The sequence below is a fragment of the Microbacterium meiriae genome, from assembly GCF_040702565.1.
Taxonomy (GTDB): Bacteria; Actinomycetota; Actinomycetes; order Actinomycetales; family Microbacteriaceae; genus Microbacterium; species Microbacterium meiriae.
The window spans coordinates 334626-360560 of record NZ_JBFBLJ010000003.1; the positions used below are offsets into that span (position 1 = coordinate 334626).

Annotated in this window: 35 protein-coding genes, 2 tRNA genes and 1 pseudogene; 18 read left to right on the top strand and 20 right to left on the bottom strand. The window is 69.8% G+C overall.

What is annotated here, in order from left to right:
• Positions 1–3: 3 nt before the first annotated feature.
• Positions 4–219, bottom strand: coding sequence for a type II toxin-antitoxin system RelB family anti-toxin (gene relB / locus AB0310_RS15320; RefSeq protein ID WP_366237571.1), 216 nt, complete (start codon positions 217–219; stop codon positions 4–6).
• A 78-nt stretch (positions 220–297) separates the two neighbouring features.
• Here relB and AB0310_RS15325 point away from each other — a divergent pair, with 78 nt between their 5' ends.
• Entirely contained in the window at positions 298–462 is a 165-nt protein-coding gene (locus tag AB0310_RS15325; protein WP_366237572.1) for a hypothetical protein, read from the top strand.
• Between the two features lie 6 nt (positions 463–468).
• Here the strand turns inward: AB0310_RS15325 and AB0310_RS15330 are convergent, their stop codons facing one another.
• From AB0310_RS15330 to AB0310_RS15390, 13 genes are all read right to left on the bottom strand, one after another.
• Positions 469–696 (bottom strand): hypothetical protein, encoded by a 228-nt coding sequence (locus AB0310_RS15330; protein WP_366237573.1) that lies wholly within the window; start codon positions 694–696, stop codon positions 469–471.
• Positions 697–735: 39 nt separating this feature from the next.
• Positions 736–987, bottom strand: coding sequence for a hypothetical protein (locus AB0310_RS15335; RefSeq protein ID WP_366237574.1), 252 nt, complete (start codon positions 985–987; stop codon positions 736–738).
• Between the two features lie 25 nt (positions 988–1012).
• A complete protein-coding gene (locus AB0310_RS15340; RefSeq protein WP_366237575.1) occupies positions 1013–1216 on the bottom strand; it encodes an HGGxSTG domain-containing protein in 204 nt (67 codons plus the stop codon).
• Positions 1213–1689, bottom strand: coding sequence for a hypothetical protein (locus AB0310_RS15345; protein WP_366237576.1), 477 nt, complete (start codon positions 1687–1689; stop codon positions 1213–1215). The genes AB0310_RS15340 and AB0310_RS15345 overlap by 4 nt, the downstream gene beginning before the upstream one ends.
• Positions 1690–1715: 26 nt before the next feature.
• Complete coding sequence (locus AB0310_RS15350) at positions 1716–2678, bottom strand: hypothetical protein (RefSeq protein ID WP_366237577.1); 963 nt, start codon at positions 2676–2678, stop codon at positions 1716–1718.
• Positions 2679–2693: 15 nt separating this feature from the next.
• Positions 2694–3011 carry a hypothetical protein gene (locus AB0310_RS15355; RefSeq protein ID WP_366237578.1) on the bottom strand — a complete coding sequence of 106 codons (318 nt, stop codon included), beginning with the start codon at positions 3009–3011 and terminating at the stop codon, positions 2694–2696.
• Positions 3008–3313 (bottom strand): zinc finger domain-containing protein, encoded by a 306-nt coding sequence (locus AB0310_RS15360; protein ID WP_366237579.1) that lies wholly within the window; start codon positions 3311–3313, stop codon positions 3008–3010. Before AB0310_RS15360 ends, AB0310_RS15355 begins: the two co-directional genes overlap by 4 nt.
• Positions 3310–3585, bottom strand: coding sequence for a hypothetical protein (locus tag AB0310_RS15365; protein ID WP_366237580.1), 276 nt, complete (start codon positions 3583–3585; stop codon positions 3310–3312). Before AB0310_RS15365 ends, AB0310_RS15360 begins: the two co-directional genes overlap by 4 nt.
• Entirely contained in the window at positions 3582–5987 is a 2406-nt protein-coding gene (locus AB0310_RS15370; protein WP_366237581.1) for a phage/plasmid primase, P4 family, read from the bottom strand. The genes AB0310_RS15365 and AB0310_RS15370 overlap by 4 nt, the downstream gene beginning before the upstream one ends.
• Entirely contained in the window at positions 5984–6214 is a 231-nt protein-coding gene (locus tag AB0310_RS15375; protein WP_366237582.1) for a hypothetical protein, read from the bottom strand. The genes AB0310_RS15370 and AB0310_RS15375 overlap by 4 nt, the downstream gene beginning before the upstream one ends.
• Positions 6215–6357: 143 nt before the next feature.
• Positions 6358–6495: a hypothetical protein gene (locus AB0310_RS15380; RefSeq protein ID WP_366237583.1), complete on the bottom strand. Its 138-nt coding sequence runs from the start codon at positions 6493–6495 to the stop codon at positions 6358–6360.
• The gene (locus tag AB0310_RS15385; RefSeq protein WP_366237584.1) at positions 6492–6707 is read right to left on the bottom strand and encodes a hypothetical protein; all 216 of its coding nucleotides are present in this window, start codon (positions 6705–6707) and stop codon (positions 6492–6494) included. Before AB0310_RS15385 ends, AB0310_RS15380 begins: the two co-directional genes overlap by 4 nt.
• A 363-nt stretch (positions 6708–7070) precedes the next feature.
• Entirely contained in the window at positions 7071–7595 is a 525-nt protein-coding gene (locus tag AB0310_RS15390) for a hypothetical protein (protein WP_366237585.1), read from the bottom strand.
• Between the two features lie 38 nt (positions 7596–7633).
• Between AB0310_RS15390 and AB0310_RS15395 the strand changes: the two are divergent.
• The 10 genes and pseudogenes from AB0310_RS15395 to AB0310_RS15440 form a co-directional block, all read left to right on the top strand.
• Positions 7634–7744 (top strand): annotated as a pseudogene (locus AB0310_RS15395) (DUF4244 domain-containing protein); the annotation flags it as partial.
• Positions 7745–7806: 62 nt separating this feature from the next.
• Positions 7807–8100, top strand: a complete 294-nt coding sequence (locus AB0310_RS15400) for a TadE family type IV pilus minor pilin (protein ID WP_268776727.1) — start codon at positions 7807–7809, stop codon at positions 8098–8100.
• A complete protein-coding gene (locus AB0310_RS15405) occupies positions 8100–8429 on the top strand; it encodes a helicase (RefSeq protein WP_187662110.1) in 330 nt (109 codons plus the stop codon). The genes AB0310_RS15400 and AB0310_RS15405 overlap by 1 nt, the downstream gene beginning before the upstream one ends.
• 78 nt (positions 8430–8507) lie before the next feature.
• Entirely contained in the window at positions 8508–11372 is a 2865-nt protein-coding gene (gene topA / locus AB0310_RS15410; protein WP_366237586.1) for a type I DNA topoisomerase, read from the top strand.
• The gene (gene tmk / locus AB0310_RS15415) at positions 11369–11998 is read left to right on the top strand and encodes a dTMP kinase (RefSeq protein WP_292794916.1); all 630 of its coding nucleotides are present in this window, start codon (positions 11369–11371) and stop codon (positions 11996–11998) included. The genes topA and tmk overlap by 4 nt, the downstream gene beginning before the upstream one ends.
• 86 nt (positions 11999–12084) lie before the next feature.
• Complete coding sequence (locus tag AB0310_RS15420; RefSeq protein ID WP_187662107.1) at positions 12085–13242, top strand: DNA polymerase III subunit delta'; 1158 nt, start codon at positions 12085–12087, stop codon at positions 13240–13242.
• Entirely contained in the window at positions 13239–14792 is a 1554-nt protein-coding gene (locus AB0310_RS15425; protein WP_366237587.1) for an alpha/beta hydrolase, read from the top strand. Before AB0310_RS15420 ends, AB0310_RS15425 begins: the two co-directional genes overlap by 4 nt.
• A gap of 69 nt (positions 14793–14861) precedes the next feature.
• Positions 14862–14934: transfer RNA gene (locus tag AB0310_RS15430), tRNA-Thr, on the top strand.
• A gap of 78 nt (positions 14935–15012) precedes the next feature.
• Positions 15013–15594 (top strand): isochorismatase family protein, encoded by a 582-nt coding sequence (locus AB0310_RS15435; RefSeq protein ID WP_187662105.1) that lies wholly within the window; start codon positions 15013–15015, stop codon positions 15592–15594.
• Positions 15591–16124, top strand: a complete 534-nt coding sequence (locus AB0310_RS15440) for a DUF1697 domain-containing protein (protein ID WP_259951396.1) — start codon at positions 15591–15593, stop codon at positions 16122–16124. The genes AB0310_RS15435 and AB0310_RS15440 overlap by 4 nt, the downstream gene beginning before the upstream one ends.
• On the opposite strand, the gene AB0310_RS15445 is transcribed toward AB0310_RS15440, so the two are convergent.
• Complete coding sequence (locus AB0310_RS15445) at positions 16105–16323, bottom strand: hypothetical protein (protein WP_268776733.1); 219 nt, start codon at positions 16321–16323, stop codon at positions 16105–16107. The two genes, AB0310_RS15440 and AB0310_RS15445, sit on opposite strands and share 20 nt — an antisense overlap.
• 25 nt (positions 16324–16348) lie before the next feature.
• Here AB0310_RS15445 and AB0310_RS15450 point away from each other — a divergent pair, with 25 nt between their 5' ends.
• Positions 16349–16867 carry a CGNR zinc finger domain-containing protein gene (locus AB0310_RS15450; protein WP_292794911.1) on the top strand — a complete coding sequence of 173 codons (519 nt, stop codon included), beginning with the start codon at positions 16349–16351 and terminating at the stop codon, positions 16865–16867.
• 3 nt (positions 16868–16870) lie between these two features.
• Here AB0310_RS15450 and AB0310_RS15455 read toward each other — a convergent pair whose 3' ends face one another.
• Positions 16871–17416, bottom strand: a complete 546-nt coding sequence (locus AB0310_RS15455; protein WP_025104283.1) for a type 1 glutamine amidotransferase domain-containing protein — start codon at positions 17414–17416, stop codon at positions 16871–16873.
• A 157-nt stretch (positions 17417–17573) separates the two neighbouring features.
• Between AB0310_RS15455 and AB0310_RS15460 the strand changes: the two genes are divergently transcribed.
• Entirely contained in the window at positions 17574–18038 is a 465-nt protein-coding gene (locus tag AB0310_RS15460) for a hypothetical protein (protein ID WP_268776736.1), read from the top strand.
• 8 nt (positions 18039–18046) lie between these two features.
• On the opposite strand, the gene AB0310_RS15465 is transcribed toward AB0310_RS15460, so the two are convergent.
• Positions 18047–18119: transfer RNA gene (locus AB0310_RS15465), tRNA-Lys, on the bottom strand.
• A 135-nt stretch (positions 18120–18254) separates the two neighbouring features.
• On the bottom strand, positions 18255–18914 hold the full coding sequence (locus tag AB0310_RS15470) for a fasciclin domain-containing protein (RefSeq protein WP_187662100.1): 660 nt from the start codon (positions 18912–18914) through the stop codon (positions 18255–18257).
• Positions 18915–19081: 167 nt separating this feature from the next.
• Here AB0310_RS15470 and AB0310_RS15475 point away from each other — a divergent pair, with 167 nt between their 5' ends.
• The 5 genes from AB0310_RS15475 to AB0310_RS15495 all read left to right on the top strand — a co-directional run bounded on the left by AB0310_RS15475 (position 19082) and on the right by AB0310_RS15495 (position 23913).
• Positions 19082–20794 carry a cytochrome c biogenesis protein DipZ gene (locus tag AB0310_RS15475; RefSeq protein WP_292794909.1) on the top strand — a complete coding sequence of 571 codons (1713 nt, stop codon included), beginning with the start codon at positions 19082–19084 and terminating at the stop codon, positions 20792–20794.
• A 31-nt stretch (positions 20795–20825) separates the two neighbouring features.
• Positions 20826–21428, top strand: a complete 603-nt coding sequence (gene sigK, locus AB0310_RS15480) for an ECF RNA polymerase sigma factor SigK (protein ID WP_187662098.1) — start codon at positions 20826–20828, stop codon at positions 21426–21428.
• On the top strand, positions 21425–22198 hold the full coding sequence (locus AB0310_RS15485) for an anti-sigma factor (protein WP_187662097.1): 774 nt from the start codon (positions 21425–21427) through the stop codon (positions 22196–22198). Before sigK ends, AB0310_RS15485 begins: the two co-directional genes overlap by 4 nt.
• Before the next feature lie 29 nt (positions 22199–22227).
• Positions 22228–22857: a hypothetical protein gene (locus AB0310_RS15490; RefSeq protein WP_060923078.1), complete on the top strand. Its 630-nt coding sequence runs from the start codon at positions 22228–22230 to the stop codon at positions 22855–22857.
• A 171-nt stretch (positions 22858–23028) separates the two neighbouring features.
• Positions 23029–23913: an aminodeoxychorismate lyase gene (locus AB0310_RS15495; protein ID WP_366237588.1), complete on the top strand. Its 885-nt coding sequence runs from the start codon at positions 23029–23031 to the stop codon at positions 23911–23913.
• A gap of 132 nt (positions 23914–24045) precedes the next feature.
• Here AB0310_RS15495 and AB0310_RS15500 read toward each other — a convergent pair whose 3' ends face one another.
• Positions 24046–24858, bottom strand: coding sequence for a hypothetical protein (locus AB0310_RS15500; protein WP_366237589.1), 813 nt, complete (start codon positions 24856–24858; stop codon positions 24046–24048).
• Positions 24859–25134: 276 nt separating this feature from the next.
• Positions 25135–25914, bottom strand: a complete 780-nt coding sequence (pstB, locus tag AB0310_RS15505) for a phosphate ABC transporter ATP-binding protein PstB (RefSeq protein WP_025104291.1) — start codon at positions 25912–25914, stop codon at positions 25135–25137.
• Positions 25915–25935 lie beyond the last annotated feature (21 nt).

Below are 25935 nucleotides of genomic sequence, written 5' to 3' on the forward strand. Positions count from 1 at the left end.
TCGTTAAGGCTTACCCGGGAATAGCTCGCGGACCTCGACCTCGAGCGCGGCGGCGAGGCGATAGAGCACGTCGAGCGTCGGGTTTCGCCGCCCGCGTTCGATTCCGCTCACGTAGGTGCGATCCAGTTCGGCCCGGTGCGCGAAAGCCTCCTGCGACAGCCCGATCGTCTCCCGTAGTTCGCGAACGCGCGCACCGAGGGCGACGCGAGGGGAGGGCATGAACCCACAGTCTCGATATGCTGACGATGAGTCCACGGACTATAAGTCACATTGATAATTGCCTCAGAAGGGTGCGCGATGGCCAGCAAGAAGGAACCTTACGAGACGAAGCAGGTCCGCAGCGATCGGCAGGCGCAGAAGCTCGTTCGCCAGGGATGGGAACTCGTCGGCCAGTCCGGCGGAGCGCTCATGACGGCGCGCACATACACACTCCGGCGGCCCAACCCGAAGTACAAGGGCTGAGAGCGGCTACTTGAGCGTGCCCGAACGGCGAATGCCGCTGTCGGACTTGCCCAGCGCCGCCTCGGTGAAGAAGCGGACCTCGCCGCTCTCAAGGAGCACAGCGTAGGCGGTCACCGCCTTCTTGCCGCTGCCGCTCCAGTCGTAGAAGTGCAACGCGTCGTGCACCTTCTCCTGCAGCACCGTACCGACCTTGCCATCGGGGGTAGTCACCGTCGCGCCGTAATCAATCTCCATGAGGCCGACCATACATCGGCAGGCGCGCCGTCGTTTCGGTCAACGCTCCTCGCCTTCCTCCTCACAAATGACCTCGGCATCGACCACCTCGAGCCGGACTGGTGCACCGTGGGGCGGAGGCGCAGCGGCCAGCTCGGCGCGCTTCTCGAGCAGGCGCTCGAGAAGTAGCTCGCGCGAGTCTTCCACGCTGATGCTGGCGTCGACGCGGGTCGCGGCGGGGTGGCCAGCACGATCAAGAATCATGCCAGCAGCGCGCAGCTTGTCTTGATCGCGCTTTGCCGTGACGAGCACGCGGCCGAGTGTGGCGATCGCTGGATCAACTAGTGAGGCTAGGCGCAGCTTCGCCGCGCCGAGCCTGCGGCGAAGCACCGCCATGCATGCGGCAGCGCAGCCCGCCCCGCATGGCTGGTTGCCTGCATGAGCCGCCATCCCGAGTATGCGCGCCGCAAAGCGGACGGTTCTGCGCATCACGTTGCGCTTCATCCCTAGGGTCAGGCGGTGGCATGGGGTTACTCATCATCTCGTCCTCTCGGGAGCAGCAGGCGCGGGCATCGTGCGAACGCTCAAGTCAGTCCCGCGCAAGCCTTCTGCGATCTCGCACGCCTCGCAGAGCGGGATCGCCAGCAGCACCCCGGCCACGCTCAGTTCGGCGCGATGCAGCGCCGCAGCACGCCCCTCGTCGCACCGCTGGCACGTCCGGTGGTGACCAGCCTCGACCTCATCGCGGATATCGCGAGCGCACGGAGGACAGGCGGCGAGCATCATCGCCGTGAAGATCACCACGCCCTCGAACTCGCCGAGCGCGGCGGCCCGAGGCATGTGCGAGCAGTAGCTCATCTGAGGCCAGCCGGAGCCGGGGACCAGTCCGAGGATCGCGTCGTCGAGCACCCGCTCCAGGAACTCCGACACGACCAGCTCGGCGAGGTCGACCCCGGCAGCTTCGGCCGCATCGATCAGCGCAGACCACGCGATCGCCGGGCGCACGACGGCCACAGCACCGTCCTGCTCCTCCGCGGCGCTCATCGCACACCCGCGATCTCGCGAAGGTCACGGCGGATCGCCGCGAGGTCCAGGTGCGCCCACGGGGAGCGGTTGGCCGGAGTGCCGCCGGGGAGGGCACCGAACCCGCGGATGGTCATCTCGACGGCATCCGTCGCGAAGGTGTGCGCGACGCCGAGGTGGCCGAGCAGGGAGCGCTTCATCGCCGTCTGACCTACCGAACCGACCTCAGCGAGCACATCTCCGCAGCGCCCGCACACGTCGCCCTCGATCGGCTCCATCCAGCCGGGCGACACCGTGCCACCGACCGAGCGCCGTGTGGTCGTCAGCGCTTCCCAGATGGTCGAGGTCGCGACCCCGCAGAGCAGGCAGCCGCGGCGGGCGGAGTCGGCGGGAGGCTCGAGCGGGACCGCCACCGGCCCGGTGCGCAGCAGGCGCGACCGCAGCAGCGCAGCGAGTCCGTCACGCGCCGCCTGGCGCACCTCGGCGTCGACGTGGGCGAAGGGCGCGGCGTTCGCGACGCCCAGTCGAGCGCCCGACGCCTGCACCGGCGAGAAGCGCGTCGACCACAGCGCCGCGGCACCGGCCACGTTCAGGTGCTCGAGCGCGGTCGAGAGGTCGCGGGGCGACTCGAGCCGCACGGCGGAGCTGGTGACGCCCTCCACGGCGAGCACCGCCTCCAGGCGCTCGACGATCAGTGAGCGGGAGCCGAGGCGGGCGGCGAACGCACCGAAGGCGTCGACGGCGGCGCGGGCACGGTCCAGGCGGCCGCGGCACGCCGCGCACCGTGTGACAGCGAGCGAGCGAGGCGGATGCAGCTCGCGCACGCCGAGACGGGGATCGTCGACGGCCGAGATGGTCAGCTCGGCGACGTCGCGCTGCAGGTGCGGACCCTCGACGGCGACGCCGCAGATGCCGCAGGGCAGCAGAGAACCGGAGAGCTGGACGGCGACCGGGACGGCCGCGGGAGAGGTGCTGGACATGATCGTTCTCCTTGGTCAGATGTGCTTGAGGTAGGCGTCGGCCGCGCGCAGCAGGAGCTTGTACTCCGCTTCGGGGACGACGCGGGTCGGGACGGCGGGCGGCTGTGCGGCCGCAGGAGCCGCCGGAGCGGGCGCTGGGGCCGGTGGTACGCGCCGGGCCACCTTCACGGCCGCAGCGGAGCGCTGAGCGGCAGCGCGGGCACGTTCAGCGGCAGCGTGCGCCTCCTCGTAACGCGCCTCGAGCCGCTCCTGACGGGCAGTCGAGGCCTGCTCGGCGGCGAGACCATCGGCCGCGGCGGGGATGAAGCCGACGAACCCGGAGCGGCGCGTCATGATGCACCCCCAGCCGAGGCGACCGCCGCGATGATGCGGTTGGCCCGGTCGAGGCGGGCGCGAGCCGCCGCAGCGATCACCCCAGGGTCGCGGCTCGTCTCGGCGGTCCAGAACAGCCGCTCGTCGACCTCGGAGCCGCGGACCAGAGCCTCCACGACGCGTTCTGGGTGCACGCCCAGCCAGCCGAGCACGCCCTCCGACGTCCGGCACTCATGGCCGGGTCCGACGCCGCAGGTCGTGCACGACAGCACGCGCACACGCACCTCTGCCACCGAGAGCTCGCGCACAGCAGTGGCGCTCACGACGCCACCCCCGTCGAGCGCCTCGCGACGCGAGCGCCGCAGACGCCAGCATCGAAGCACCGCTCGCCGATCTCCGCGCCGTGCTTCTCGCAGGCGATCGCCAGCGCGGACGGGATGACCGCCATCGTCGCGATCTGACGATGGATGACCTCGGCGGGCGGCGGCGGCCCTTCGTACGGCCGCAGCGGCGGCCGCTGCTCGGCGGGCGGAGTTGAGCGCAGCGCTTCCTCGATGCGCCGGACGCCCGGCGACTGCAGGGTTGTGCGGGTCATGATTCGTCCTCCGATTTCGTATCCCAGGAGGTGAGCGCCTCCTGATTCGGGCGGAGCGACAGCCCCGTCCAGCCCGTGGTCTGCTTTCCGCCGATGCGGGGCCGACCCTTGATCGCGCTGCGCATCAGCTCGTGACGCGCGAGGCGCTCGGCGAAGAGCGTCTCCGACCACTTCGCATGACCTCGATCGCCGAGCCAGGCGGAGAACCGCCGGTACAGGTCTTGCGACGAGGCGAACCCGGCCTCGTCGAAGATCACGTTCTCGACGAGGAACCCGTGCACCGAGTCGGCGCTCGATCGCCAGTCGGTGGTGGCGGCCTCGACCTCCAGCGGCAGCGGTGGGAACTCCTCGCCCGCGGCGTAGAAGCGCATCGCGCCCTCGACCAGCCAGGCCAGGACGGCCTCAGCGCGACCCGCCCTCCCGGCCTTCAAGCGACCCCGCAGACCTGGATCGCCGACCAGCTCGCCGCGAGAAGGATCGGGTGCCTGGCGACCGGTGACGAAGGTGAACGGGAACTCGACCAGCGCGAGGCGACGCCAGGTGCCGTGGTCGGTTTCCGAGATCGAGGGCCGATAGTTCGTCGTGACGTAGAGCGAGTGCGTCGTCGGGAAGGTCGAGTTGTCCTGGCGCATCCGGCGAGCGGTGATCCACTCGGTGCCGAGCACGGACTTGAGGCGCACGACGTCCAGGCGGTTGCCTTCGGGCAGCTCCTCGAGCCACGCGAGGCGCGCGCCCTGCAGCGTCGTCAGCTCGGTCGTGTGATCGCTCGGAGAGCCGAGCAGCACCTTGTGAGGGACCACCCGCGAGTAGCCGTCGCCTACCGCCGAGTTGATCGCGGTGAGCATCACGGACTTGCCGTTCTTGCCACCGCCGTGGAACACCAGCAGGCGATCGTCGGGCGTCGGATGCCCGGTGAGTCCCTGCCCCAGCCGCACCTGCAGCCACTCGCCTACGTCGCCGGGCAGCGCCGTGAGCGCGGCCTCCCAGTCGGCATGACGCGCGCCGGGAAGATACCGCGCCGCGGTGACGTGCGTCAGGCGCAGCTCGGGATGGTGCGGAGCGAGGTCGCCGGTGCGGAGGTCGAGCACGCCGTTACGGACGTTGAGCAGGTGTGGGTGAGCGTCGAGCTGGTCGGCGCGCACCGCGAGCTGACCCCGGATGAGCACCTCGGACGCCCGGATTCGCGACGCCGACATGAAGCTCGACAACTCGCCCGCGCGCACATCGGGGACATGATCCAGATGCCAACCCCGGATCAGCTCGAGCACGTAGGCGGCATCCCGAATCTGCCAGCGGGTACCGTCCCAGACGTACGGCGTATGACCGTCGACGTAGAGCACCTGGCCTCGCAGGTCGGCGGCAATCGCCTCCGCCCGGCGAGCATCCAGCAGCAGCTCCTCGTCGTCGAGCTGGACCTCGCCCGAGGAGGCACGCGCCGGTGCGGGCACAGGCGCAGCAGGAGCTGCGGCAGCCCGCTTGCGCTCCTCCTTCGAGAGCGGGAACGTGGCCGTCAGATCGTCGGGCATTTCGGCCACCTTCCGCGCCCAGGCGCGCTCGAAGTGGGCGGCGGAGTCGCGTCCGTAGCCGCCCGAGTAGCGCTCCAGCGCCTTGTCATGCGCCCAGCGACGCCCGGCGCGGTCCTCCCACGCAGCAGCGACCACGGGACCGACGATGGACATCAGAGCGTTGTTGTCGACGCCTGAGGTCGGAACGGACTTCACCGCGGCGCGCACGCGTTTGGTCGGCTTGGTGCGGCCGCGATCGTGCCACTCGTCCAGGTCAACGGAGCGGGCCGAGGAGCGATCCTCGCGCGGCTCCAGCAGCGCCTCGAACCACTCGACCGGCAGAAGCGGGAGGTCGGAGACGGCGGGCGCATCGCAGCGCTCACCGGTCGGCGAGTACCAGCGGTACGGTTTCCCGGTGACCGGATGCACGCTCGGGGAGACGACCGAATAGCGGTGACCGCGCCACGGGATCTCCATCCCGCCGAGAGGCCGGGACCGGATCCGCATGCCCTCCGGGACCGCACTCGGCAGCCGGTAGAAGCGCTGACGCCGAGGCGAGTCCTTCCCCCGCGCGGTCGACGACCACGTGGGCGCGAGGTCGGGCAGAAGTTCGCCGAGCTCGGCCTCCAGCAGCGCGCGGAGGTCGTCGACCGTGGCCGAGTCCTCGTCGAACGCAAGAGTCAGCTCATGCCGGATCGCGATGTTGGCTGCGCGCCAGGAGGAAGAGGCAGCCCAGGCTTCGCGGTCGGCGCGCGAGACGGTGCCGTCGTACCCGGTGCAGCCGGTCGGGAGCTTGCCCTTGCCGCCCTTGCCGATGACGGGGATCACCGAAGGCCAGGCCCGCGAGACGTAGCCCGCGACCGCATCGGCGTAGGGGCGCTTGCGCTTGCCGCTCACGATGCGACCTCCTCGGGCCGAACGTCGTCGGACCAGCCGACGACCACCCGCTCGATCTGAACCCACGGGATCAGGGAGACGACCTCGGAGCCGTCCAGCTCGAGGTTGCCCGGCACGACCAGCAGGAGGCCGGTGCTGTCCGAGGCCTTCACGCGACCTGAGACATCGCAGAGGCCATGCGCGAGCGCAGACCCGGCGAAGCGGACGCACACGAGCTGATCGAGCAACGCCCCGCGAGCGTCGGCGAACTCGGTGAGATAGCGCGCCAGGAGCGAATGTCCGGACCTCGTGAGAGGATGGGAACCGGTCGCGTCGCAACGATCTTTCTGAACCGCCCTGGTCGCCACAACCGGGGCGGTTTCGCTTGTAGTCACCGCTTCGCCCCCTTGCTCGGCGCGAGCAACGCCGCGAGACGGGCGCGAGCATCCACCGAGAGAGGCGGAGCCGCAGCGACGAGCCGAGCCACGGTGCCGTCGTCGACGGGAGCGGGAGCAGGCGCGGCGCTCATGATCGGGCACCGCCCTGCAGGCGTGCCGCGAGCTGCGCGGCGTGCTCGGACTTCAGTGGCGCACCAGAGGCAGCCAGCGCGGAGTCTATCGCGGCGCTGATCTTGGCAGCGGCGAGGTCGCGGCGCGCATCCACCGCCTCGGGCGACTCGGGACCGTACCGGCGAACAGCCGCACCATAGCGGCCACCGGCGACGCGGGGTCGGGCATCCATTTCGACTTCTTCCAAACGGTTCCTACGGAACCCGCTGGAGTCGGACGATTGGCGACCTTCTCAGTGGCGATGCGGGGCGGTGCTGCTGACAAGGTCCAAGCTAACAGCAACCCACGACCCGCTCAAGTCAAGAAATAGCCTCTGATCTGGGATTCCACATATTGGGTGACGTCGATCTGGCCGCTGATCAGGGCATCCGCGACGAGCACCCCGCACGCCGGCGGAGCAACTTTGTGGACTCCCACATATCAGCCGACGGCGACCCACATATGAGGTGACGACCCGACTACTGGTCGGCCGTCGAGGGCCTACCGCCTTCCCCGGCGAGCCACCCGCGCAGCGAGGCCTCTCATCTATCCGGGTCTAGTCCTTCACCTTGAGCGCCTTGCGCATCGCGAGTTCCAGGTCGAGCATCGCGCGCTTATAGCCCTCGCGATCTTTGTCTGTCAGCGGGCCGAACGCTGCATCGAACCGTGCATCAACGTCGCGCGTCCCGAGGAGCGCTATCGACGCTTGAATCTCGATCTTGCGCGCCAGAATCTCGCGCGACCACGCGTAGCTTGCTTCGGGGGTGAACCGCTTGCCGTTGAATGCCCGGAGCCCCTTCTCGACCATCTTTGCGCGATCTTCCTTCGAGAGACCTCGCTCGTCAGCAAGCGCGTTGAGCTCCTTGCCGAAGCTCTCGACATCGCGCTCATCTTGCGCGTGGTAGCGCATCTCTTCGAGGAGCCCGTGCGCCCGCTCATAGGCCGAGATGCGTTGCTCTCTGAGCCATCGATTGTGCTCGCGACTCGAGTTGATCCCGGCGCCGATGAGCCCGGCCAGCGCCGTCAACGCGGCGCCACCGAAGATAGACAGGATGGCGAGCACGGTCGGGTCAATGGTCATGGCCCGAGCATATCGATTCATATATACGCCAAATTCGTTCAACAGTGGCCGCTGTCGCGTTCGCGGGACTGCTGGTGGCCATCATGCGCTCGGATGAGGTGCGGGGCATCCTCACGGGGCTTGTCCGCCGCGCCCTGACCGTGTCGTGACGGCCCCTCGCGAGCGACCGCGGGGCGGGAGCGAACGAGGCGCCGTCGCGGCGGAGCTCGCCATGGCGCTGCCCGCCGTCGTGCTGGTGCTGCTGCTCGGGGCCGGGGCTCTCGCGGCCGCGTCCCGGCAGGTGGCGCTCCAGGATGCGGCAGCGGACGCAGCCCGCCTGCTCGGACGGGGCGAGGACACGGCGACGGCTGCGCGCATCGTGCACGCGGCGGTCCCCGGCGCCGGGGCCTCGTTCGCCTCCACCGGGGACCTGGTGTGCGCCACGGCGACGCTCCGGGTCTCGGTCGGCGCCGTCATCAGCTTCCCCTTGCGCGCCTCGAGCTGCGCTCTCGATGGGGGCCGGTGATGGCGGGCTCGGCGCTCGCGGCCGCCCTCCTCGTCGTGAGCGCGACCTTGTCCGTCGGGCTCGCGGCGGTGGGCGGTGCGGCGGTCACGGCACAGCGCGCGGCGGGTGCGGCCGACGCCGCCGCACTCGCCGCGGCCGATGCCGCCAGCGGTGCCGTGGCGACGGCGGATGAGCCGTGCGCGCTCGCGGCGAGGGTCGCCGCGGCAGGCGGGGCGGCGTTGACGAGCTGTTCGCTGGAAGGGTATGTGGCGACCGTGTCTGTGGAGGCGGCGTACGCTGGACTCGCCGCCGTCTCCCGAGCCCGCGCCGGGCCACCCGAGGAATCATGACGGCGGCCTTACCCCTCGCCCGCTGTGAACGACCCCGAATAGCGGTGTGTATGGTGTGCTTCGAAGAAAGGACGCCCCTTGGCTGAAGGCAAGAAGCTCGTCATCGTCGAGTCCCCGACGAAGATGCGGTCTATTCAGGGATACCTCGGCGACGGTTACGAGGTGCTCAGCTCCGTCGGCCACATCCGCGATCTCGCCGACAAGAAGGACATCCCGGCCGAGGACAAGAAGGCGTACGGCAAGTACTCCATCGACATCGACAACGGCTTCGACCCCTACTACGTGGTGTCGGACCGCAAGACCAAGACGGTCGCCGAACTCAAGCGCGCGCTCAAGCACGCCGACGAGGTCCTGCTCGCCACTGATGAGGACCGCGAGGGCGAGGCGATCGCCTGGCACCTGCTGGAGACGCTGAAGCCGAAGGTGCCGGTCAAGCGCATGGTGTTCCACGAGATCACCAAGGACGCGATCCAGGCCGCGGTCGGCAACACCCGCGAGCTCGACCATGCCCTCGTCGACGCGCAGGAGACCCGGCGCATCCTCGACCGCCTCTACGGGTGGGACGTCTCGCCCGTGCTCTGGTACAAGGTCAAGACGGGGATCTCCGCCGGCCGGGTGCAGTCCGCCGCGACGCGCCTCATCGTCGACCGTGAGCGCGAGCGCATGGCCTTCGTGTCCGCGGAGTACTGGGACGTGGATGCCGACGCCGCGGCGACCGGCACCTCCTTCCGCATCCGCCTCGTGCGCGTGGACGGCGGACAGCTCGCCCGGGGGTCCGACTTCGACGACACCGGGAAGCTCAAGAAGGCGGTCGTCGTCCTCGACGAGGCCAAGGCGGCTGCCCTGGCGCGAGCCGTCGACGCCGCGGGGGCGGGAACCGTCACCAAGGTCGAGGCCAAGCCCGGCACGCGCAGCCCCTACGCGCCGTTCACGACCTCCACCATGCAGCAGGAGGCGGGCCGCAAGCTCTCGATGAGTGCGAAGCAGGCGATGAGCGTCGCCCAGCGCCTCTACGAGAAGGGGTACATCACCTATATGCGTACCGACTCCACGGCGCTGAGCACCCAGGCGGTGCAGGCGGCGCGGAGCCAGGCCGTCGCTCTCTACGGCGACAGTGCGGTGCCCCTCAAGCCGCGCGTGTACAAGTCGAAGAGCAAGAACGCGCAGGAGGCGCACGAGGCGATCCGTCCCTCGGGGGAGAACTTCCGCACGCCGTCCTCGCTGTCGGGCGAGCTCGACCGCGAGGAGCAGCGGCTCTACGACCTCATCTGGAAGCGCACCGTCGCCAGCCAGATGTCGGACGCGAAGTACGAGACGACGACCGTCACCATCGCGGTCGAGGCCGACGGCCAGACCGCCGAGTTCACTGCCTCGGGCACCGTCTACACCTTCAAGGGCTTCCTGGAGGCGTACGAAGAGGGGCGTGACGAGAAGCGCAGCGACGCGGACGCCGCCGAGAACCAGTCCCTGCCCGCGGTCTCCGTCGGGGATGAGCTGGCCGTGTCCGCCGCGGAGGCGAAGGGGCACCGCACCACGCCGAAGCCGCGCTACACCGAGGCCTCGCTGGTGAAGGTGCTCGAGGAGAAGGGCATCGGCCGTCCGTCGACCTTCGCCACGATCCCGGAGACCATCCTCGATCGCGGGTATGCGGTCAAGCGCGGTCAGGCCCTCGTGCCGACATGGCTCGCGTTCAGCGTGGTGCGTCTGCTCGAGGAGCACTTCGCCGAGCTCGTCGACTACGACTTCACCGCCGCGCTGGAGGACGATCTCGACACCATCGCACGCGGCGAGCAGAACCGCGTGGAGTGGCTCAAGTCGTTCTACTTCGGCTCCGACTCGCACGTGGGGCTCCGACAGGTCGTCGACAACCTCGGGGAGATCGACGCCCGGGCGCTGAACTCGACGCGGATCACCGACACCGCGACTCTCCGCTTCGGCAAGTACGGTCCCTATCTCGAGGTGGCGGACCCGAAGGATCCGGAGGCCAAGCCGCGGATCGTCAACGTCCCCGAAGACCTCGCGCCCGACGAGCTCACGGCGGAGAAGGCCCAGGAGCTCATCGATGCGCCGGTCGCCGGTGACCGCGTCCTCGGCGTGAACCCGGAGAACGGCAAGGTCGTCGTCGTCAAGGACGGCCGCTTCGGTCCCTACGTGCAGGAGAACGATCCGGTCTCCGACGATGCCGCCGTCGACGAGGCCACCGGTGAGGTCGTCGACCTTCGACAGGCTCAGGCACCCAGCGCGAAGGGGAAGCGCGGCGCGAAGAAGGAAGCGGCACCCAAGCCCCGCACCGCCTCGCTGTTCCGCTCGATGTCGGTGGACACGATCGACCTCGACACCGCGCTGCAGCTGCTGAGCCTGCCCCGCGTCGTCGGCGTCGACCCGGAGACGGGTGACGAGATCACCGCGCAGAACGGGCGCTTCGGTCCGTATCTGAAGAAGGGCACCGATTCCCGGTCACTGGAGAGCGAGTCGCAGATCTTCGACGTGACTCTGGAGCAGGCACTGGAGATCTACCAGCAGCCCAAGTACGGCGCCCGCCGGGCGTCGAGCGCGCTGGCCGAGTTCGACGCCGACCCGGTGAGCGGCAAGCCCATCCGTGTGCGCGACGGCCGGTTCGGGCCGTACGTCACCGATGGTGAGACGAACGTCACGATCCCGCGCGGACAGACCCCGGACGACATCACGTTCGAGATCGCCGTGCAGATGCTCGCGGACAAGCGCGCCAAGGGTCCGGCGCCCAAGCGTGGAGCGGCCAAGAAGGCTCCCGCGAAGAAGGCTCCGGCCAAGAAGGCTCCGGCGAAGACGGCCGCCTCCACCGCGAAGAAGTCCACGGCGAAGACGTCGACCACCTCCGCGGCCCGCTCGGCGGCGGCGAAGAAGGCGGCGGCGACCCGGGCGGCGAACGCGGCGGCGAAGGCGGCAGAGAAGGCGGACTCGTGACCGCAGGCTCCGGCCTCTGGATCACGCTGGAGGGCGGGGACGGCTCCGGGAAGACGACCCAGTCGAACCTCCTGGCCACCTGGCTGGAGCAGAGCGGTCAGACGGTCGTGCGCACCCGGGAGCCGGGAGGTTCCGAGGTCGGGCAGCTCATCCGCGACATCGTGCTCCACCACCGCGGCGACATCGCCCCGCGTGCGGAGGCGCTGCTCTACGCCGCCGACCGCGCACACCACGTCGCCACGGTCGTCCGACCCGCGCTCGCTCGCGGTGAGATCGTGCTGCAGGACCGCTACCTCGACTCCTCGGTGGCCTACCAGGGCGCCGGACGTGTTCTGAACGCCACGGAGATCCGCGACCTGTCGCTCTGGGCCGCCGAAGGGGCTCTTCCGGATCTCACCGTCCTGCTGGACCTCGATCCGGCCACCGCGCGCATGCGCCTCGATTCGGCCGACAAGCCGTTCGACCGGCTGGAGGCCGAGAAGGAGGCCTTCCACTCCCGCGTGCGCGAGGCCTATCTCGACCTGGCCCGCGCGGAGCCTGGGCGGTTCCTCGTGATCGATGCCGCGGACGCACCCGAGCGCATCGCCGACCGCATCCGCGCCCGGGTCTCCGCACTCTTCGACTGATCCTCCCCGGAGACATCCTCATCCGGACGCACGCAGAGTCGCCGCCGGGTGGTGGGAGCGTCGGCGGTGCCGATTAGGCTGAGTGCATGCCCTCGACCCTCGCCCCGCCTTTTCCGTGGGCAGACGTCTGGGGGCAGGAAGCCGCCGTCGAGACGCTGCGCTCCGCCTCATCCGATCCGGCCGCACTCTCGCACGCCTGGCTGATCACCGGCCCTCCGGGGTCCGGACGGTCGACCCTCGCCTATGCCTTCGCGGCCGCGCTCATCGCCGAGGGGCCCGACGACGAGGCCACGATGCGGCAGGTCCTCGCCGGGACGCACCCCGATGTGACCGCATTGCGCACCGACAAGGTGATCATCACCATCGCCGAGGCGCGCGCCCTCGTCGAACGCTCCTACTTCGCCCCGTCCGCCGGTCGCTACCGGGTCATCGTGGTGGAAGACGCCGATCGGATGGTGGAGCGCACCTCCAACGTGCTGCTCAAGGCGCTGGAGGAGCCGCCGGAGCAGACCGTCTGGATCCTGTGCGCGCCGAGTGAGGCCGATCTCCTCCCCACGATCCGGTCGCGCGTGCGGTCGCTCCGTCTCCGCGAACCAGACGTGGCGGACGTGTCCCGCCTCATCAGCCTCCGCACGGGTGTGGACGAGGCGGTCGCCGAGCAGGCGGCCCGACACGCGCAGCGGCACATCGGCATGGCTCAGCGTCTGGCCACCGACGATGCCGCGCGGCGACGCCGCGACGAGACGCTCCGTGCCGTGATGGGGGTGCGCGGGGTCAACGACGCCGTCGAGGTCGCCGGACGCATCATCCAAGCGGCGACGGAAGACGCCAAGGCCCTCACCGCCGAGCGGGACGCGGCCGAACGCGCCGCCCTGCTGCGCACCGTCGGGGTCGCCGAGGGACAGGCGGTGCCTCCGGCGCTGCGCGCCCAGGTGTCGGCGCTGGAGGACGATCAGAAGAAGCGGGCCACGCGGAGTCTGCGGGACGGTATCGATCGCGTCCTCACCGACCTCCAGTCGCTCTTCCGCGACGTCGTGATGCTGCAGTACGGTCGCGGCGACGACCTCATCAACCGCGAGCTCCATGCCGAATTGGCCGGGCTCGCGTCCGCATGGAGCGTGGAGCGCACGCTCGTCGTGCTCGACCACCTGGCCGAGACCCGTGAGGCGCTGGAGCGCAACGTCGCCCCGCTGCTCGCGCTCGAGAGTTTGCTCGTGACCGTCACGAGCGGGAGGAAACCGTGAAGACTCGATCCCTGCCTCGACTCCGTCGCACCGCGGCGCTCATCGCCGGTCTGGCCGCGGCCTCGGTCGCGCTCTCCGGGTGCCTCTACGCCATGATCCCGGAGCAGTCCTCGAAGCCGGCCGTGGAGAAGACGCCGGACACCGAGGGCGTCGCCGAAGAACTCCTGCCCTACTACTCCCAGGAGCTGGACTGGACCGAGTGCGGCCAGGGCTTCGACTGCACCACCGTCACCGCCCCGCTCGACTGGGAGGACCCGAGCGTGGGAGAGATCGAGCTCGCCGTGGTGCGGCACCGCGCCGAGGGCGAGGCTGTCGGCTCGCTGCTCACGAACCCCGGAGGACCCGGTTCCAGCGGCGTCGACCTCATCCAGGGCAGCTTGGACTACGCGGTCGGCCCGGCGCTCATCGAGAACTACGACGTGATCGGCTTCGACCCCCGCGGTGTCGGGGCCTCCACCGCCGTCACCTGCTACGACGCGAAGGAGATGGACGACTACCTCTACGGTATCCCCGCCGCGCCGCGGGGCACCCCGGAGTGGGAGTCCGAGCTGCTCGACTCCGCTCGCGCCTTCGGAGAGGCGTGCGACGCGAACAGCCAGGGGATCCTGCCGTACATCACCACGGTCAACGCCGCCCGCGACATGGACCTCCTCCGCGCCGTCCTCGGCGACAAGGAGCTCAACTACCTCGGGTACTCGTACGGCACGTTCCTCGGCGCGACCTACGCCAAGCTCTACCCGGAGGAGGCCGGACGGCTCGTGCTCGACGGGGCGATCGACCCCTCCGTCCCCGGTCTCGACGTCGGCGCCACGCAGGCACTCGGCTTCGAGTCGGCACTGCGGGCCTACATGCAGAACTGCCTCGACTCCGGCTCCTGCCCCTTCAGCGGGACGGTCGACGAGGCGATGGCCGATCTCGGCGCCCTGCTCGCGAGCGCGGACCGCACGCCGTTGAAGAACGGCGACGGCCGGCTCATGGGCGCCGACGCCCTGATGACGGCGATCATCGCGGCGCTGTACTCGGAGGACAGCTGGGAGATCCTGACCCAGGCCCTGGACGAGGCGCTGCAGGGCGACCCGTCGACGGCCTTCCGCCTCGCCGACTTCTACAACGGTCGGGAGAACGGCACCTACATCGACAACTCGACCGAGGCCTTCCGTGCGTACAACTGCATGGACTACCCGGTCGAGGACGACCCTGCGGCCGAGGCGGCCACCGAGAAGAAGATCGCGGAGGGGGCGCCGACCATCGCTCCGTACTGGTCGGGACCCGACCCGTGCGAGGTGTGGCCGTATCCGCCCACCGGCACCCGCGAGAAGATCACCGCGGAAGGCGCGGGTCCCATCGTCGTCGTCGGCACCACCAACGATCCCGCGACCCCGTACGAGTGGTCGGAGTCGCTCGCCGACCAGCTCTCCGAGGGCGTCCTCATCACCCGTGTGGGCGAGGGGCACACCGGCTACAACAAGGGCAACGTCTGCGTGGATGACGCGGTGGAGGCCTTCCTGCTCGAAGACGTGGTGCCGGAGGACGGCCTGCGCTGCGAGTGAGCGCGCCTCGATTCGCGAGCGAGCGCGAGACAGGGTAATATCGGTGATCGCGCCGCTCACGCGTCGCACGCCGCTTTAGCTCAGTCGGCAGAGCATTTCACTCGTAATGAAAAGGTCGTCAGTTCGATTCTGACAAGCGGCTCAGGAAAACCCCCGGAACCCTCGTGGTCCCGGGGGTTTCCTCGTCTCCGGGCCCGGCCGTGGGGCGTACGCTCGGAGCATGAGCAGAGCGCTTCTCATCGTCGACGTGCAGAACGACTTCACCGAGGGCGGCGCCCTGGCCGTCCAGGGTGGTGACGCGGTGGCCGCCGCGATATCCGCCCACCTCGCGTCGCACGCCGCCGACTATGAGGTCATCGTGGCCTCCCGGGACTGGCACGACGCGGACGGCGACAACGGCGGGCACTTCTCCTCCACCCCCGACTACACCGACTCCTGGCCCGTGCACTGCGTCGCCGGCACCGCGGGGGCGGACTACGATCCGCTGCTGGTGACGGACGGCGTCACCCACCACGTGCGCAAGGGTCAGGGGCGCCCGGCGTACTCGATGTTCGAGGGCGTGTCCGACGACGGCGCGACGGTCGCCGCGGTCCTCAGCGCCGCGGGGGTCGTCACGGCGGACGTCGTCGGCATCGCCACAGACCACTGTGTCCGCGCCTCGGGACTCGACGCGATCGCCCACGGCGTCCACGTCCGCATCCTCACGGACCTGATCGCCGGAGTCGCCCCCGAATCGAGCGCCGCGGCCCTCGCCGAACTCGCGCATGCCGGTGCCGAACTCCTCGAGAGCGCGGAGGCGTGAGTCGCAGCGTCCTCCTCCTCCGCGCGGTCAACGTCAGCGGACGCAGCAGCGTACCCATGGCCCGGCTGCGGGAAGTCCTCGACGCCGAGACCGACCTGCAGGACGTCTCCACCTACATCGCCAGCGGCAACATCGTCTGCGCGACCCCGCGAGACCCGGCGGCGTCCTGCGCGACGGTGCGCGCGCTGATCGCAGCCGAGTTCGGTGTCGACACCCCGGTCATCCACCGCACGCACGCCGAGCTCGCCGACTCCGAGGCGGCCCAACCCTTCCCGGAGGGGGATCTGAAGCTGGTGCACGCGATGTTCCTCGAGGGTGCTCCGGCGGCCGGCGCCCTCGACGCCCTGCAGGGACGTCTCGTGCCGGGAGAGCGTCTCGCCCTAGTCGGGCACGATCTGTGGATCGACTACGCCGCCGGGGGAGTGCACACGACCAGACTCACGAAGGCGGTGCTCGACCGTGCGCTCGGGACTGCCGGGACGGCCCGTAACCTGCGCACCGTGCGGAAGCTCATCGCCCTGACGGCATGACCACCGCGCGGCTCAGCGCGGCCGGTGGCACCTGAGCGTGCGCGGCCAGGTCGACCCGGCGGGAATCGCAGCCGACGCAACGGACGTACATCACGACGCCCTCGCTCGTGGGATGGCGCGACTCCACGAGCCAGGCGTGCTCGTGGGCGTCGGCGGGGGAGGCGAGCCGGGGGATCGGGAGGGTGTCGGAGGAGGTCATGGGACCAGCGTGATGTAATGGTCTTATGCATCTCAACCCTTACGGCGAGTATGCAGTGCTCCTCGCCGCCTCCCTCGCGAACGACTGGCCGGAGGACCGCGCGGGGATCGAGGAGCGCACGCTCGCGTTGGGGATGACGCAGACGTTTCCGCCGGCCTCGGACGACCACGCTGAGGTGCGCGCCGTGATCGACGACTGGCTGGCCATCGTCGACGAACCGGACGCCGATGCGCGGGCCGCTCTGCTCAACGATCAGCTCGCCTCCGCTGGGGCCTATCCGCGGCTCACCAACCACGATGACGAGGGGTGGCATCTGCACTATCGCGACGACGTGCGCTCGCTGCCCTTCGTGCTGCGCGCGATCATCAACCTCGGCACCGCGCTGCACCTCGTGACGAGAGGGATGAACCGTCTCGGACGCTGCGATGCTCCGCCGTGCACGAACGTCGTCGCGGATGTGACGCGCAACGGCCGCCAGCGGTTCTGCTCCGTGAGGTGCGCGAACCGGGCGGCCGTGCGGCGCCATCGGGCGCGCGTCAGCTGAGCGTCAGGCGGTCTGCCCCGCGTGCTTGCCCTCGCCGATCTCCTCGACGAGCTTGGCGTTGAACGCCGGGAGGTCATCGGGCGTGCGACTCGACACGAGACCCTCGTCGACCACGACCTCCTCGTCCACCCAGCTCGCGCCGGCGTTGCGGAGGTCGGTCTTCAGGCTGGGGTAGCTCGTGATCGTCCGACCGTCGACGACACCGGCCTCGATGAGGATCCAGGCGCCGTGGCAGATCACGCCGACGGGCTTGTGCTGCTCAAAGAACGCACGGGCCAGGTCGATGGAGGCCTGATCCATGCGGAGGTGGTCGGCGTTCACCACGCCGCCCGGCAGCACGAGCGCGTCGAACTGGTCGGCGGAGGCGTCGGCGGCCTTCAGGTCGACAGCCTGTTCGTGTCCGTTCTTGCCGGTGATCGCGGCACCGTCCGGCGCGATGAGAGTGGCGCTCGCGCCCTCCGTCGTCACCGCCTCCCAGGGGCTCGTGAGCTCGCTGTCCTCGAAGCCGTCCGTCGCCAGGAATGCCACGCGGTTTCCGGTGAGAGTCATGGTCCGTCCTTTCGGTGGGAAGTCGCCCTGTTCCGGGGACTCTTCGACCCTCTCGCAGGGCTCCGGGCGTCGCCAGGGGGTGGCCAGCCGGAGACGACGGTGATACAGAGCGGCCGCGCTGGAGGGAAGGGCATCGGCGACTCGATACGATCCAGACATGCGCCTCCGTCCCGCTCTCCTCCTCCTGCCGGTGCTGGTCGTCCTCGCCGGCTGCACGCCGGCCCCGGAACCGACGCCGACCGCGACCTCCAGCGACACGGCGACGCCGTCGTCCTCGCCCGCCCCCACGCCGACCCCGACGCCCGCGGAGACGTCGTCGCCGCCGGCCGCCGGTGCCTTCACGAAGGTGCAGCTCGTCTCCCTCTGCACCGACAAGATCCGCACGATCTCGCCGAACGCCACGTTCTTCGCCGACATGGCGACCACCGAGTGGCTGGAACAGTCGGCGGTGTGGTTCGTGGCCGTCCCGGAGACGATCGGCGGTCAGGACAACGTCGCCGTCTGCGGCATCGGGGGGAGCCCCGACGCTCCCGACTTCGTGATGCACGGCGAGACGCTGCCGGACGGCGTCGCCGGGATCCGCGACGACCTGCTCGCCGGGAACGCCGGCGGCGACGACTGAGGATGCGGTGGGCCCCGTGGGGCTCGAACCCACGACCCGCGGATTAAAAGTCCGATGCTCTGCCAACTGAGCTAGAGGCCCGTGTTCCCAGTCTAGGGGGCGCACGACGAGGGGCCGTCGGCGCCACAGCCGCCGACGGCCCCTTCACCTGCCCCGTGTCCCTCCTGACAACCGGGGAGGCCGTGTGCCGGTCGGGTCACCGGCACCGTCCCTGGCTTACTCAGCCGGGGGCATCAGGACCGAGTCGATGAGGTACACGGTCGCGTTCGCGGTCTGCACGCCGCCGCAGATGACGTTGGCGTCGTTGACCATCCACTCGTCACCGCTGCCGGTCACCTCGAGGTCGGCGCCCTGGACGGTGGTGTGCATGCCCTCGATGTCGGACGGCTCGATCTGGCCGGGGACCACGTGGTACGTGAGGATCGAGGTCAGCAGGTCGCTGTCGGTCTTCAGGGTCTCGATCGTCGCGGCGTCGATCTTCGCGAAGGCGTCGTCGACCGGTGCGAACACGGTGAACTCGTCGCCGTTGAGCGTGTCGACGAGGTTCACGTCGGGGTTCAGCTCACCGCTGACGGCCGAGACGAGCGTCGTCAGCATCGGGTTGTTCGAGGCGGCGACCGCCACCGGGTCCTGGGACATGCCCTGGATCGAACCGGCGCCGTCCGGGACCTCTTCGGCGTACGCCGCGCAGCCGGGACCGACGAGGTTCGCGGCGGGGTCCATCTCCATCGGCGTCGACTCCGACGACTCCGGCGTCGTCGGCTCCGACGACTCCTCCGTGCTCGTCCCGCTGCCCATGGAACATGCCGAGAGCAGGAATGCGCTCGCCAGACCCAGGGTGACTGCTGCGGTGACCTTCTTCTTGGTGCTGAACATGTCGAGCTCCTTCGAAACTCCGGCCACGGCCTCTCCGTGGCGTCGAGGGCTGTTCGGAAGCCTCCGCGGATCGGATGGGAGGAATTTCGAGATTCTCCGAAATCGGATCCGATCCAATCCGTTGCGGGGGGTCGGCGCGAACAGCACCCGACAGAGACGAGGACCTCATGGACCTGATCATCATCGGCCTGCTCGGCGGGCTCATCACCGGCATCTCGCCGTGCATCCTGCCCGTGCTCCCGGTGATCTTCCTCACCGGCGGCGCCCAGTCGGCGTCGTACGAGGGGGAGGCGGTGCCGGCGAAACGCAGCCGCCCCTACTTGGTCATCGCGGGGCTCGTGCTCAGCTTCACGCTCGTGACGCTCGCCGGATCGCTTCTCCTCGGCCTGCTGAACCTGCCGCAGGACATCATCCGCTGGGTCGGCATCGCGGTGCTGGTCATCATCGGGGTGGGACTCATCGTGCCGCGGTTCCAGCACATCCTCGAGCGGCCGTTCCAGCGCTTCGGGCAGCGAGAGGTGAAGAACCGCGGTAACGGGTTCGGCGTCGGTCTCGCCCTCGGGGCGGTCTTCGTCCCGTGCGCGGGCCCTGTCCTCGCGGCCATCATCGTCGCGGGCTCCACCGGGCAGATCGGCGTCGGCACCGTGCTGCTCACCGTCTCCTTCGCGATCGGCGTCGCCGTGCCCCTGTTGGTCTTCGCGCTCGCCGGTCGCAGCGTCATCGAGCGCATCCGGGCCTTCCGCACGAAGGAACGGGTGCTCCGGATCGCCGCCGGGGTGGCGATGATCGCCCTCGCCGTGGGTCTCGTCTTCAACGTGCCGCAGGCGCTGCAGCGGCTGCTCCCGGACTACACCGCACCGCTGCAGGAGCAGATCGCCGACTCCGAGCAGGTGCAGGACGCCCTCGACCTCGGCGGCCTCGTCAACGAGGAGAACAAGGACCTCGACCAGTGCACGAACGGCGCGACGGAGCTGGAGTCCTGCGGCACGGCGCCGTCCATCAAGGGGATCCAGCAGTGGCTCAACACCCCGGACGGAGAGGCCATCGATCTGAAGGATCTGCGCGGGCAGGTCGTCCTCATCGACTTCTGGGCGTACTCCTGCATCAACTGCCAGCGCTCCATCCCGCACGTCGTGGCCTGGGATGAGACCTACCGGGACGCCGGGCTGCAGGTGATCGGCGTCCACTCGCCCGAGTACGCGTTCGAGAAGGATCCGGGGAACGTCGCCGCCGGCGCACGCGACTTCGGCATCGAGTACCCCGTCGCGCTCGACAACACGCTCTCCACCTGGACCAACTACCGCAATCGGTACTGGCCCGCGCACTACCTCATCGACGCGGAGGGCACCGTGCGCCACATCTCCTTCGGTGAGGGCAACTACGCCGCGACCGAGAAGATGATCAGGGAGCTGCTGCAGGACGCCGACCCCGACGTCGAGCTTCCCGCCGCCACGGACGTGAAGGACGAGACCCCCGAGGTGGGGGCCACGACCCGGGAGACCTTCCTCGGCTCCTCGAAGGACGTCAACTACGGCGGTGGCGACGAGTACCGCCGCGGCGACGGCAGCTTCACCTTCCCCGATGACCAGCCCGACGACAGCTTCGCGCTGGACGGGGACTGGACCGTGGACACCCAGTACGTGACGCCGACCGGAGACGACGGCCGGATCCGGCTGCAGTACCGCGCGGCCGAGGTGCGCATGGTCGTCGCGGGGTCGGGTGAGGTCGTGGTCACGGACTCCGACGGGAACGAGCAGGCGATCCGGATCGACGGAACGCCGCGTTCGTACGGCCTGCTCGAGGAGGGCGACATCGAGAAGGGCACGTTCACGCTCGAGGTCCCCACCGGCGTCGAGGTGTATTCGTTCACATTCGGGTGACGTCTGCACGGGAAGAGGGAGGAGATACGGCATGCTTATGGAGATGGTCATCGATGGGATGGACGTCCCCGAGGACGGGGCGGCGCCGCAGGATGCTGTCGCCGACCTCCTCGTCCGCGTCGCCTCCGGTGATCAGGCTGCCTTCGCCGCGCTGTACGACTCCCTCTCCTCCCGTGTGTTCGGCCTCATCCTCCGCGTGCTCGTGAACCGCGCGCAGAGCGAGGAGGTGCTGCAGGAGGTGTTCCTCGAGATCTGGCAATCCGCTTCCCGGTTCGCTCCGAACAAGGGACAGGGACGAACCTGGGTGATGACGATCGCGCATCGCCGGGCCGTGGATCGGGTGCGGGCTTCGCAGTCGAGTGCGGACCGGGACGTGCGTGCGGGCTATCGAGACCTCGGCGTCGCGCACGACAGCGTGGCGGAACGGGTCGAACTGGGGATCGAGGGAGAGCGGGTCGTCGCAGCGCTGACGGGGCTTCCCGAGGCGCAGCGGGAGGCGCTCGTCCTCGCCTACTACGGCGGTTACAGTCAGAACGAGATCGCGGCGCTCGTGGGAGCACCGCTCGGCACGATCAAGACACGGATGAGAGACGGGCTGACCCGGCTCCGCACGGCGATGGGGGTGACGGCATGAACGAGAAGGACTTCGCAGAACTCGCGGCAGGTGCCGCGCTCCACGCGCTGTCGGCGGACGACGAGCGTCGGTACCGACGCGCCCTCGCCGAGCATCCGGAGTGGGCGGCGCAGCACGACGCCGACGCCGAGGCTGCTGCTCTCCTCGCTGACGGCATGGCTCCGGTCGCTCCGCCCGCCGGCATCCGCGCGGCCCTGCTCGCCCAGATCGCCCAGACTCCGCAGGATGATGCCACGGACCCCGAGGCCGACCCGGAGGTCCCGGCGGCGGCGAGTTCGATTCCCGCCGATGAGACGGCGCCCCGCACGCCCCGACGCTGGACCCGGCTCGCGTTCGCGCTCGCCGCATGTCTCGCGCTCCTGGTGGGTGTCGGTATCGGTGCCGTCGCCCTCAACGATCAGCTGAACCGGCCGGAGAGCGTCGTCGCGCTGCAGGAGATCGAATCCGCGGGCGATGCGCAGAAGGCCACGGTGGAGCTCGACGACGGTGCGACGGCCACCGCGCACTGGTCGGGCTCGGTCGGCAAGGCCGTGCTGGTCACGGATGGGCTGCCCGAGGTCGCGGACGGGAAGACGTACGAGCTGTGGTTCGTGCGCGGAGAGGACCCGATCGCCGCCGGCGTGTTCGATGTCGACGGTGGGGAGGCCACCGCGCTCCTCGAGGGCGAGATGCAGGCCGGCGATGCCATCGCGGTGACGGTCGAGCAGGAGGGCGGATCGCCGTCCGGACTGCCCACGACCGACCCGGTGATCGTCATCCCGACGGCCTGAGAGGCCCCGGTCCGGCGTACCCTGGAGGGATGCCCGAGCAGCACCACCGTCCCGTGCGTCGACCGACGAGCGCCTTCGACAACATCGTCGGCGCCCATGACCCCGCCGAGGAGACGCGCGTCGCGCACGCCACCGCCTCCGCGCTGCTGACCCGCGTCCGCGAGGACGAGAGCGGGGCGAGCGTCGAACGGCTGATCGCCTTCACGAGCGAGCACGGCATCGACGAGATCGCGGAACTGTGGTCGAAGGCACCGTCGCGCACCCTCCCGGGGTCGCTGTGGCGGCTGTACGTCCTCCAGCTCGCCATCCACGGCGATCCGCGCACGGCGGCCCTCCTCTACGACCGCGGGCGGGTCGAACTGCCGTCGGCCGATGCCGTGGTCGCCGGGGCGCCGGTGCCGGCGAGCCCGGACGAGCTCGTGGCGCTCATCGACACGATCCTGCGCGGCGCCTTCCGCGGCGACTTCGCCGTGGCGCTGGAGCGCGCGGCGGCGTTCTGCCGCGTCCAGGCCTCCGGCGCGACGCACACCGCCGACGACTACGAGCCGACGGAGCCCGCCCGCGCCAGCGAGCTCACCACGCGGGCGCTGCGGCTGAGCAGCTATGCCCAGGACCTCGCGGCGTCGGCGGCTCTGTGGCGCACCGGAGCGCTGGCCTGAGTTCGGCTCTGTCGGGACGGCATCCGAACAGAGAAAGACCGGGCCGCAAGAACGCCTCTCGGCGGAAGGCCGCTCGCAGCGGCGAAAATTGGAGCCCGGGGTTATGCGGCCCGGCCACTCCAGTGTAACGCGAGGACGCGGTGGGTATTCCCGGCGGCCTAGGCTCGTCACATGACCCGTCGCTTCGCCCTCATGATCGATCCCGTCGCCGCCGACGAGCAGCGTGACGACTACGCCGACACGTTCACGCAGGTGGACGCCGCGGCCCCCGCCCTCAGCGTCGGCGAGCTGAGCACGCAACGGGGCGATGGCGTGTTCGAGTCCATCGGCGTGATCGACGAACATGCGCAGGAGGTCGTCCCGCATCTGGAACGCCTTGCGCACTCGGCGCGACTCTGCGACCTCCCGGTGCCGAACCAGGAGCAGTGGCGTCAGGCGATCCAGCAGGCCGCAGCACAGCTCGGCACGGGGGAGTCGGTCATCAAGCTGATCCTCAGCCGGGGCGTCGAGCACGGGCCGACGCCGACCGCCTGGGTGACGGCGGCTCCGGCGGCGGACTTCGCGGCGGTGCGGCGGAACGGCGTCAAGGTCGTCACCCTGGACCGCGGATACGACCTCGGCGCCGCGGAACGCGCCCCCTGGCTGCTGCTCGGCGCCAAGACGCTGTCCTATGCCGTGAACATGGCGGCCCTGCGCGAGGCCAAGCGCCGCGGAGCCGACGACGCGATCTTCCTGTCGAGCGACGGCTTCGTGCTGGAGGCTCCGACGGCCTCCCTCATCCTGCGCTTCGGCGACCGGTTCACGACCCCGGCCCCGAACGGCGGCATCCTGCACGGGACCACGCAGCTCAGCGTCTATGACCACCTCCTCGCGCGGGGCTTCGAAGTCGGGTACGACCGCATCCCCGCCGCCGATCTGACGCAGGCCGATGCCGCGTGGCTCGTGTCGAGTGTGCGTCTCGCGACCGCCATCACCGCGATCGACGGCACGCCGGTTCCCGTGGACACCGCCCTCACGGACGACCTCAACACCTACCTCCTCTCCCCGCGCGACTGAGGTCCTCCCGCTCCCCGGACACGACTTCGGAGACGCCGGACGACACGCCGACACTCACCGCCCGAGACCGGCGTGTCCTCGATGATCTCCGAAGCTGTGCACGGCACAGGGCGGCAAGATGCTGAGCCGGGGTCAGGGGCGGCGACGCATGGTCTCGAGGATGGCGCGCTCGACGAGGGGCCAGTCATGGAGGACCAGCGCGTAGTCGAAGCGGAGCGTGGGGTGACCCCAGCCGGCAGCGGTCGCATCGCGGACCAGATCGCGGTGCCGGAGCGAGCTCTCCTCGTGGTTGGCGCGTCCGTCGGTCTCGATGATGAGCCAGCCGTCGATGAGGAGGTCCACCCGGCCCGTTCCGACCACGCCGACCTGCGTCCGCACGCGCCATCCATACCGCCGGATCCGCAGCCGCACCAGAGACTCCAGCCCGCTGTCGGCGTCGGCACACGAGAACGCGATGAGGTCGCGTCCCTCGGCTCCGAGCCGGTCACCGAGCCGGCGCAGCCCGGCCTTGTCGATGAGTCCGAGCCGGCGGGCGGACTCCACGGCGACGAAGAACGCCTCCGGCCCTCGGCAACCGTAGATCTGCCGGAGCACGAGGGGCACCCCCGGCTGCTCGAAGGCACTGCTCGACGTCGCAGCATCCCAGTGCGTCACGCACCGGCAGTCCTCGTGCGGATGCTGGTGGCGGTCGTGGTGCATCCAGACGTGCAGGGCCGGCTCGTCGAGCACCCAGAGCCCGAGATGCCGCGCTGCGGACTCGCAGCCGAGGACCCCGCCGTGGGCGGCGGCGGTCACGACCTCCACGCAGGCGCGGTCCGTTGCGTAGACCCCGCGCCGCACCCGGAGGAGGGTGCCGCCGCGCACCCGACGCTCGATTCCCCGTCGTCCGTGTCGTGAGCGGAGCGCGGCATACGTCCACACCTGCGTCCCTCGCCCCGTGCACATCCCGCCATCATTCGCGCCGTCTCGGCCTCCCCGGCCGCGACTCGCCTCGGTAGCCCACCGCCTGTGGACGGTCCTCCCGACTCGCGATCTGTGCAGGAGTCACGACCCGGGCAGAGCTTCGGAGATCGAAGGAGACACGCCGTGGCCGGAGCCCGGGCGACGGCGTGTCGCGCGGCATCTCCGAAGTTGCGCCCGGGGACAGGCCCGGGGTCGGGCGGGGGGCAGGTTCGGGCCCGGACGCGAGGCGTCCGGGCCCGAAGGTCGAAAGAGTGCGGGTCAGCCGAAGCGGCCGGAGACGTAGTCCTCGGTGGCCTGCACGGACGGAGTGGTGAAGATGCTCGTGGTGTCGTCGTACTCGATGAGCTTGCCGGGCTTCCCGGTGCCGGCGATGTTGAAGAATGCCGTCTTGTCGGAGACTCGGGACGCCTGCTGCATGTTGTGCGTGACGATCACGATCGTGAACTCGTTCTTCAGCTCGCCGATCAGCTCCTCGATCGCGTAGGTCGAGATGGGGTCGAGCGCCGAGCACGGCTCATCCATCAGCAGCACCTCGGGGGAGACGGCGATCGCGCGGGCGATGCACAGACGCTGCTGCTGGCCGCCCGAGAGTCCGGAGCCGGGACGGTCGAGGCGGTCCTTTACCTCGTTCCACAGGTTCGCGCCGGTGAGGGACTTCTCGACGAGGTCGTCCTGCTCGCTCTTCGACATGCGCTTGTTGTTGAGCTTCACACCCGCGAGCACGTTCTCCTTGATCGACATCGTCGGGAACGGGTTCGGGCGCTGGAACACCATGCCGACCTGGCGACGCACGAGCACGGGGTCGACACCGGCACCGTAGAGGTCCTTGCCGTCCAGGAGCACTTCGCCCTCCACACGGGCGCCGGGGATGACCTCGTGCATGCGGTTGAGGGTGCGGAGGAAGGTGGACTTGCCGCAGCCGGACGGGCCGATGAAAGCCGTGACGCTGCGCGGCTGGATGTCGAGGGAGACGCCTTCGACCGCGAGGAAGTTGCCGTAGTAGACGTTGAGGTCGTTGACTTCGATGCTCTTGGACACGTGGATTCCTATTCTGAGTGG

What these genes read in the sequence shown, in the direction of transcription:
- AB0310_RS15490 (WP_060923078.1), top strand. Translation starts at nt 22,228, where the DNA reads ATGCCCGAGCAGCACCACCGTCCCGTGCGTCGACCGACGAGCGCCTTC.
- AB0310_RS15405 (WP_187662110.1), top strand. Translation starts at nt 8,100, where the DNA reads ATGGCGGGCTCGGCGCTCGCGGCCGCCCTCCTCGTCGTGAGCGCGACC.
- AB0310_RS15420 (WP_187662107.1), top strand. Translation starts at nt 12,085, where the DNA reads ATGCCCTCGACCCTCGCCCCGCCTTTTCCGTGGGCAGACGTCTGGGGG.
- AB0310_RS15355 (WP_366237578.1), bottom strand. Translation starts at nt 3,011, where the DNA reads ATGACGCGCCGCTCCGGGTTCGTCGGCTTCATCCCCGCCGCGGCCGAT.
- AB0310_RS15400 (WP_268776727.1), top strand. Translation starts at nt 7,807, where the DNA reads ATGGCGCTGCCCGCCGTCGTGCTGGTGCTGCTGCTCGGGGCCGGGGCT.
- sigK (WP_187662098.1), top strand. Translation starts at nt 20,826, where the DNA reads ATGCTTATGGAGATGGTCATCGATGGGATGGACGTCCCCGAGGACGGG.
- AB0310_RS15500 (WP_366237589.1), bottom strand. Translation starts at nt 24,858, where the DNA reads ATGTGCACGGGGCGAGGGACGCAGGTGTGGACGTATGCCGCGCTCCGC.
- AB0310_RS15470 (WP_187662100.1), bottom strand. Translation starts at nt 18,914, where the DNA reads ATGTTCAGCACCAAGAAGAAGGTCACCGCAGCAGTCACCCTGGGTCTG.
- AB0310_RS15330 (WP_366237573.1), bottom strand. Translation starts at nt 696, where the DNA reads ATGGAGATTGATTACGGCGCGACGGTGACTACCCCCGATGGCAAGGTC.
- AB0310_RS15380 (WP_366237583.1), bottom strand. Translation starts at nt 6,495, where the DNA reads ATGAGCGCCGCGCCTGCTCCCGCTCCCGTCGACGACGGCACCGTGGCT.
- AB0310_RS15365 (WP_366237580.1), bottom strand. Translation starts at nt 3,585, where the DNA reads ATGACCCGCACAACCCTGCAGTCGCCGGGCGTCCGGCGCATCGAGGAA.
- AB0310_RS15325 (WP_366237572.1), top strand. Translation starts at nt 298, where the DNA reads ATGGCCAGCAAGAAGGAACCTTACGAGACGAAGCAGGTCCGCAGCGAT.
- AB0310_RS15350 (WP_366237577.1), bottom strand. Translation starts at nt 2,678, where the DNA reads ATGTCCAGCACCTCTCCCGCGGCCGTCCCGGTCGCCGTCCAGCTCTCC.
- AB0310_RS15390 (WP_366237585.1), bottom strand. Translation starts at nt 7,595, where the DNA reads ATGACCATTGACCCGACCGTGCTCGCCATCCTGTCTATCTTCGGTGGC.
- AB0310_RS15385 (WP_366237584.1), bottom strand. Translation starts at nt 6,707, where the DNA reads ATGGATGCCCGACCCCGCGTCGCCGGTGGCCGCTATGGTGCGGCTGTT.
- AB0310_RS15455 (WP_025104283.1), bottom strand. Translation starts at nt 17,416, where the DNA reads ATGACTCTCACCGGAAACCGCGTGGCATTCCTGGCGACGGACGGCTTC.
- AB0310_RS15495 (WP_366237588.1), top strand. Translation starts at nt 23,029, where the DNA reads ATGACCCGTCGCTTCGCCCTCATGATCGATCCCGTCGCCGCCGACGAG.
- AB0310_RS15435 (WP_187662105.1), top strand. Translation starts at nt 15,013, where the DNA reads ATGAGCAGAGCGCTTCTCATCGTCGACGTGCAGAACGACTTCACCGAG.
- AB0310_RS15450 (WP_292794911.1), top strand. Translation starts at nt 16,349, where the DNA reads ATGCATCTCAACCCTTACGGCGAGTATGCAGTGCTCCTCGCCGCCTCC.
- relB (WP_366237571.1), bottom strand. Translation starts at nt 219, where the DNA reads ATGCCCTCCCCTCGCGTCGCCCTCGGTGCGCGCGTTCGCGAACTACGG.
- AB0310_RS15485 (WP_187662097.1), top strand. Translation starts at nt 21,425, where the DNA reads ATGAACGAGAAGGACTTCGCAGAACTCGCGGCAGGTGCCGCGCTCCAC.
- AB0310_RS15475 (WP_292794909.1), top strand. Translation starts at nt 19,082, where the DNA reads ATGGACCTGATCATCATCGGCCTGCTCGGCGGGCTCATCACCGGCATC.
- AB0310_RS15445 (WP_268776733.1), bottom strand. Translation starts at nt 16,323, where the DNA reads ATGACCTCCTCCGACACCCTCCCGATCCCCCGGCTCGCCTCCCCCGCC.
- AB0310_RS15460 (WP_268776736.1), top strand. Translation starts at nt 17,574, where the DNA reads ATGCGCCTCCGTCCCGCTCTCCTCCTCCTGCCGGTGCTGGTCGTCCTC.
- AB0310_RS15340 (WP_366237575.1), bottom strand. Translation starts at nt 1,216, where the DNA reads ATGATGAGTAACCCCATGCCACCGCCTGACCCTAGGGATGAAGCGCAA.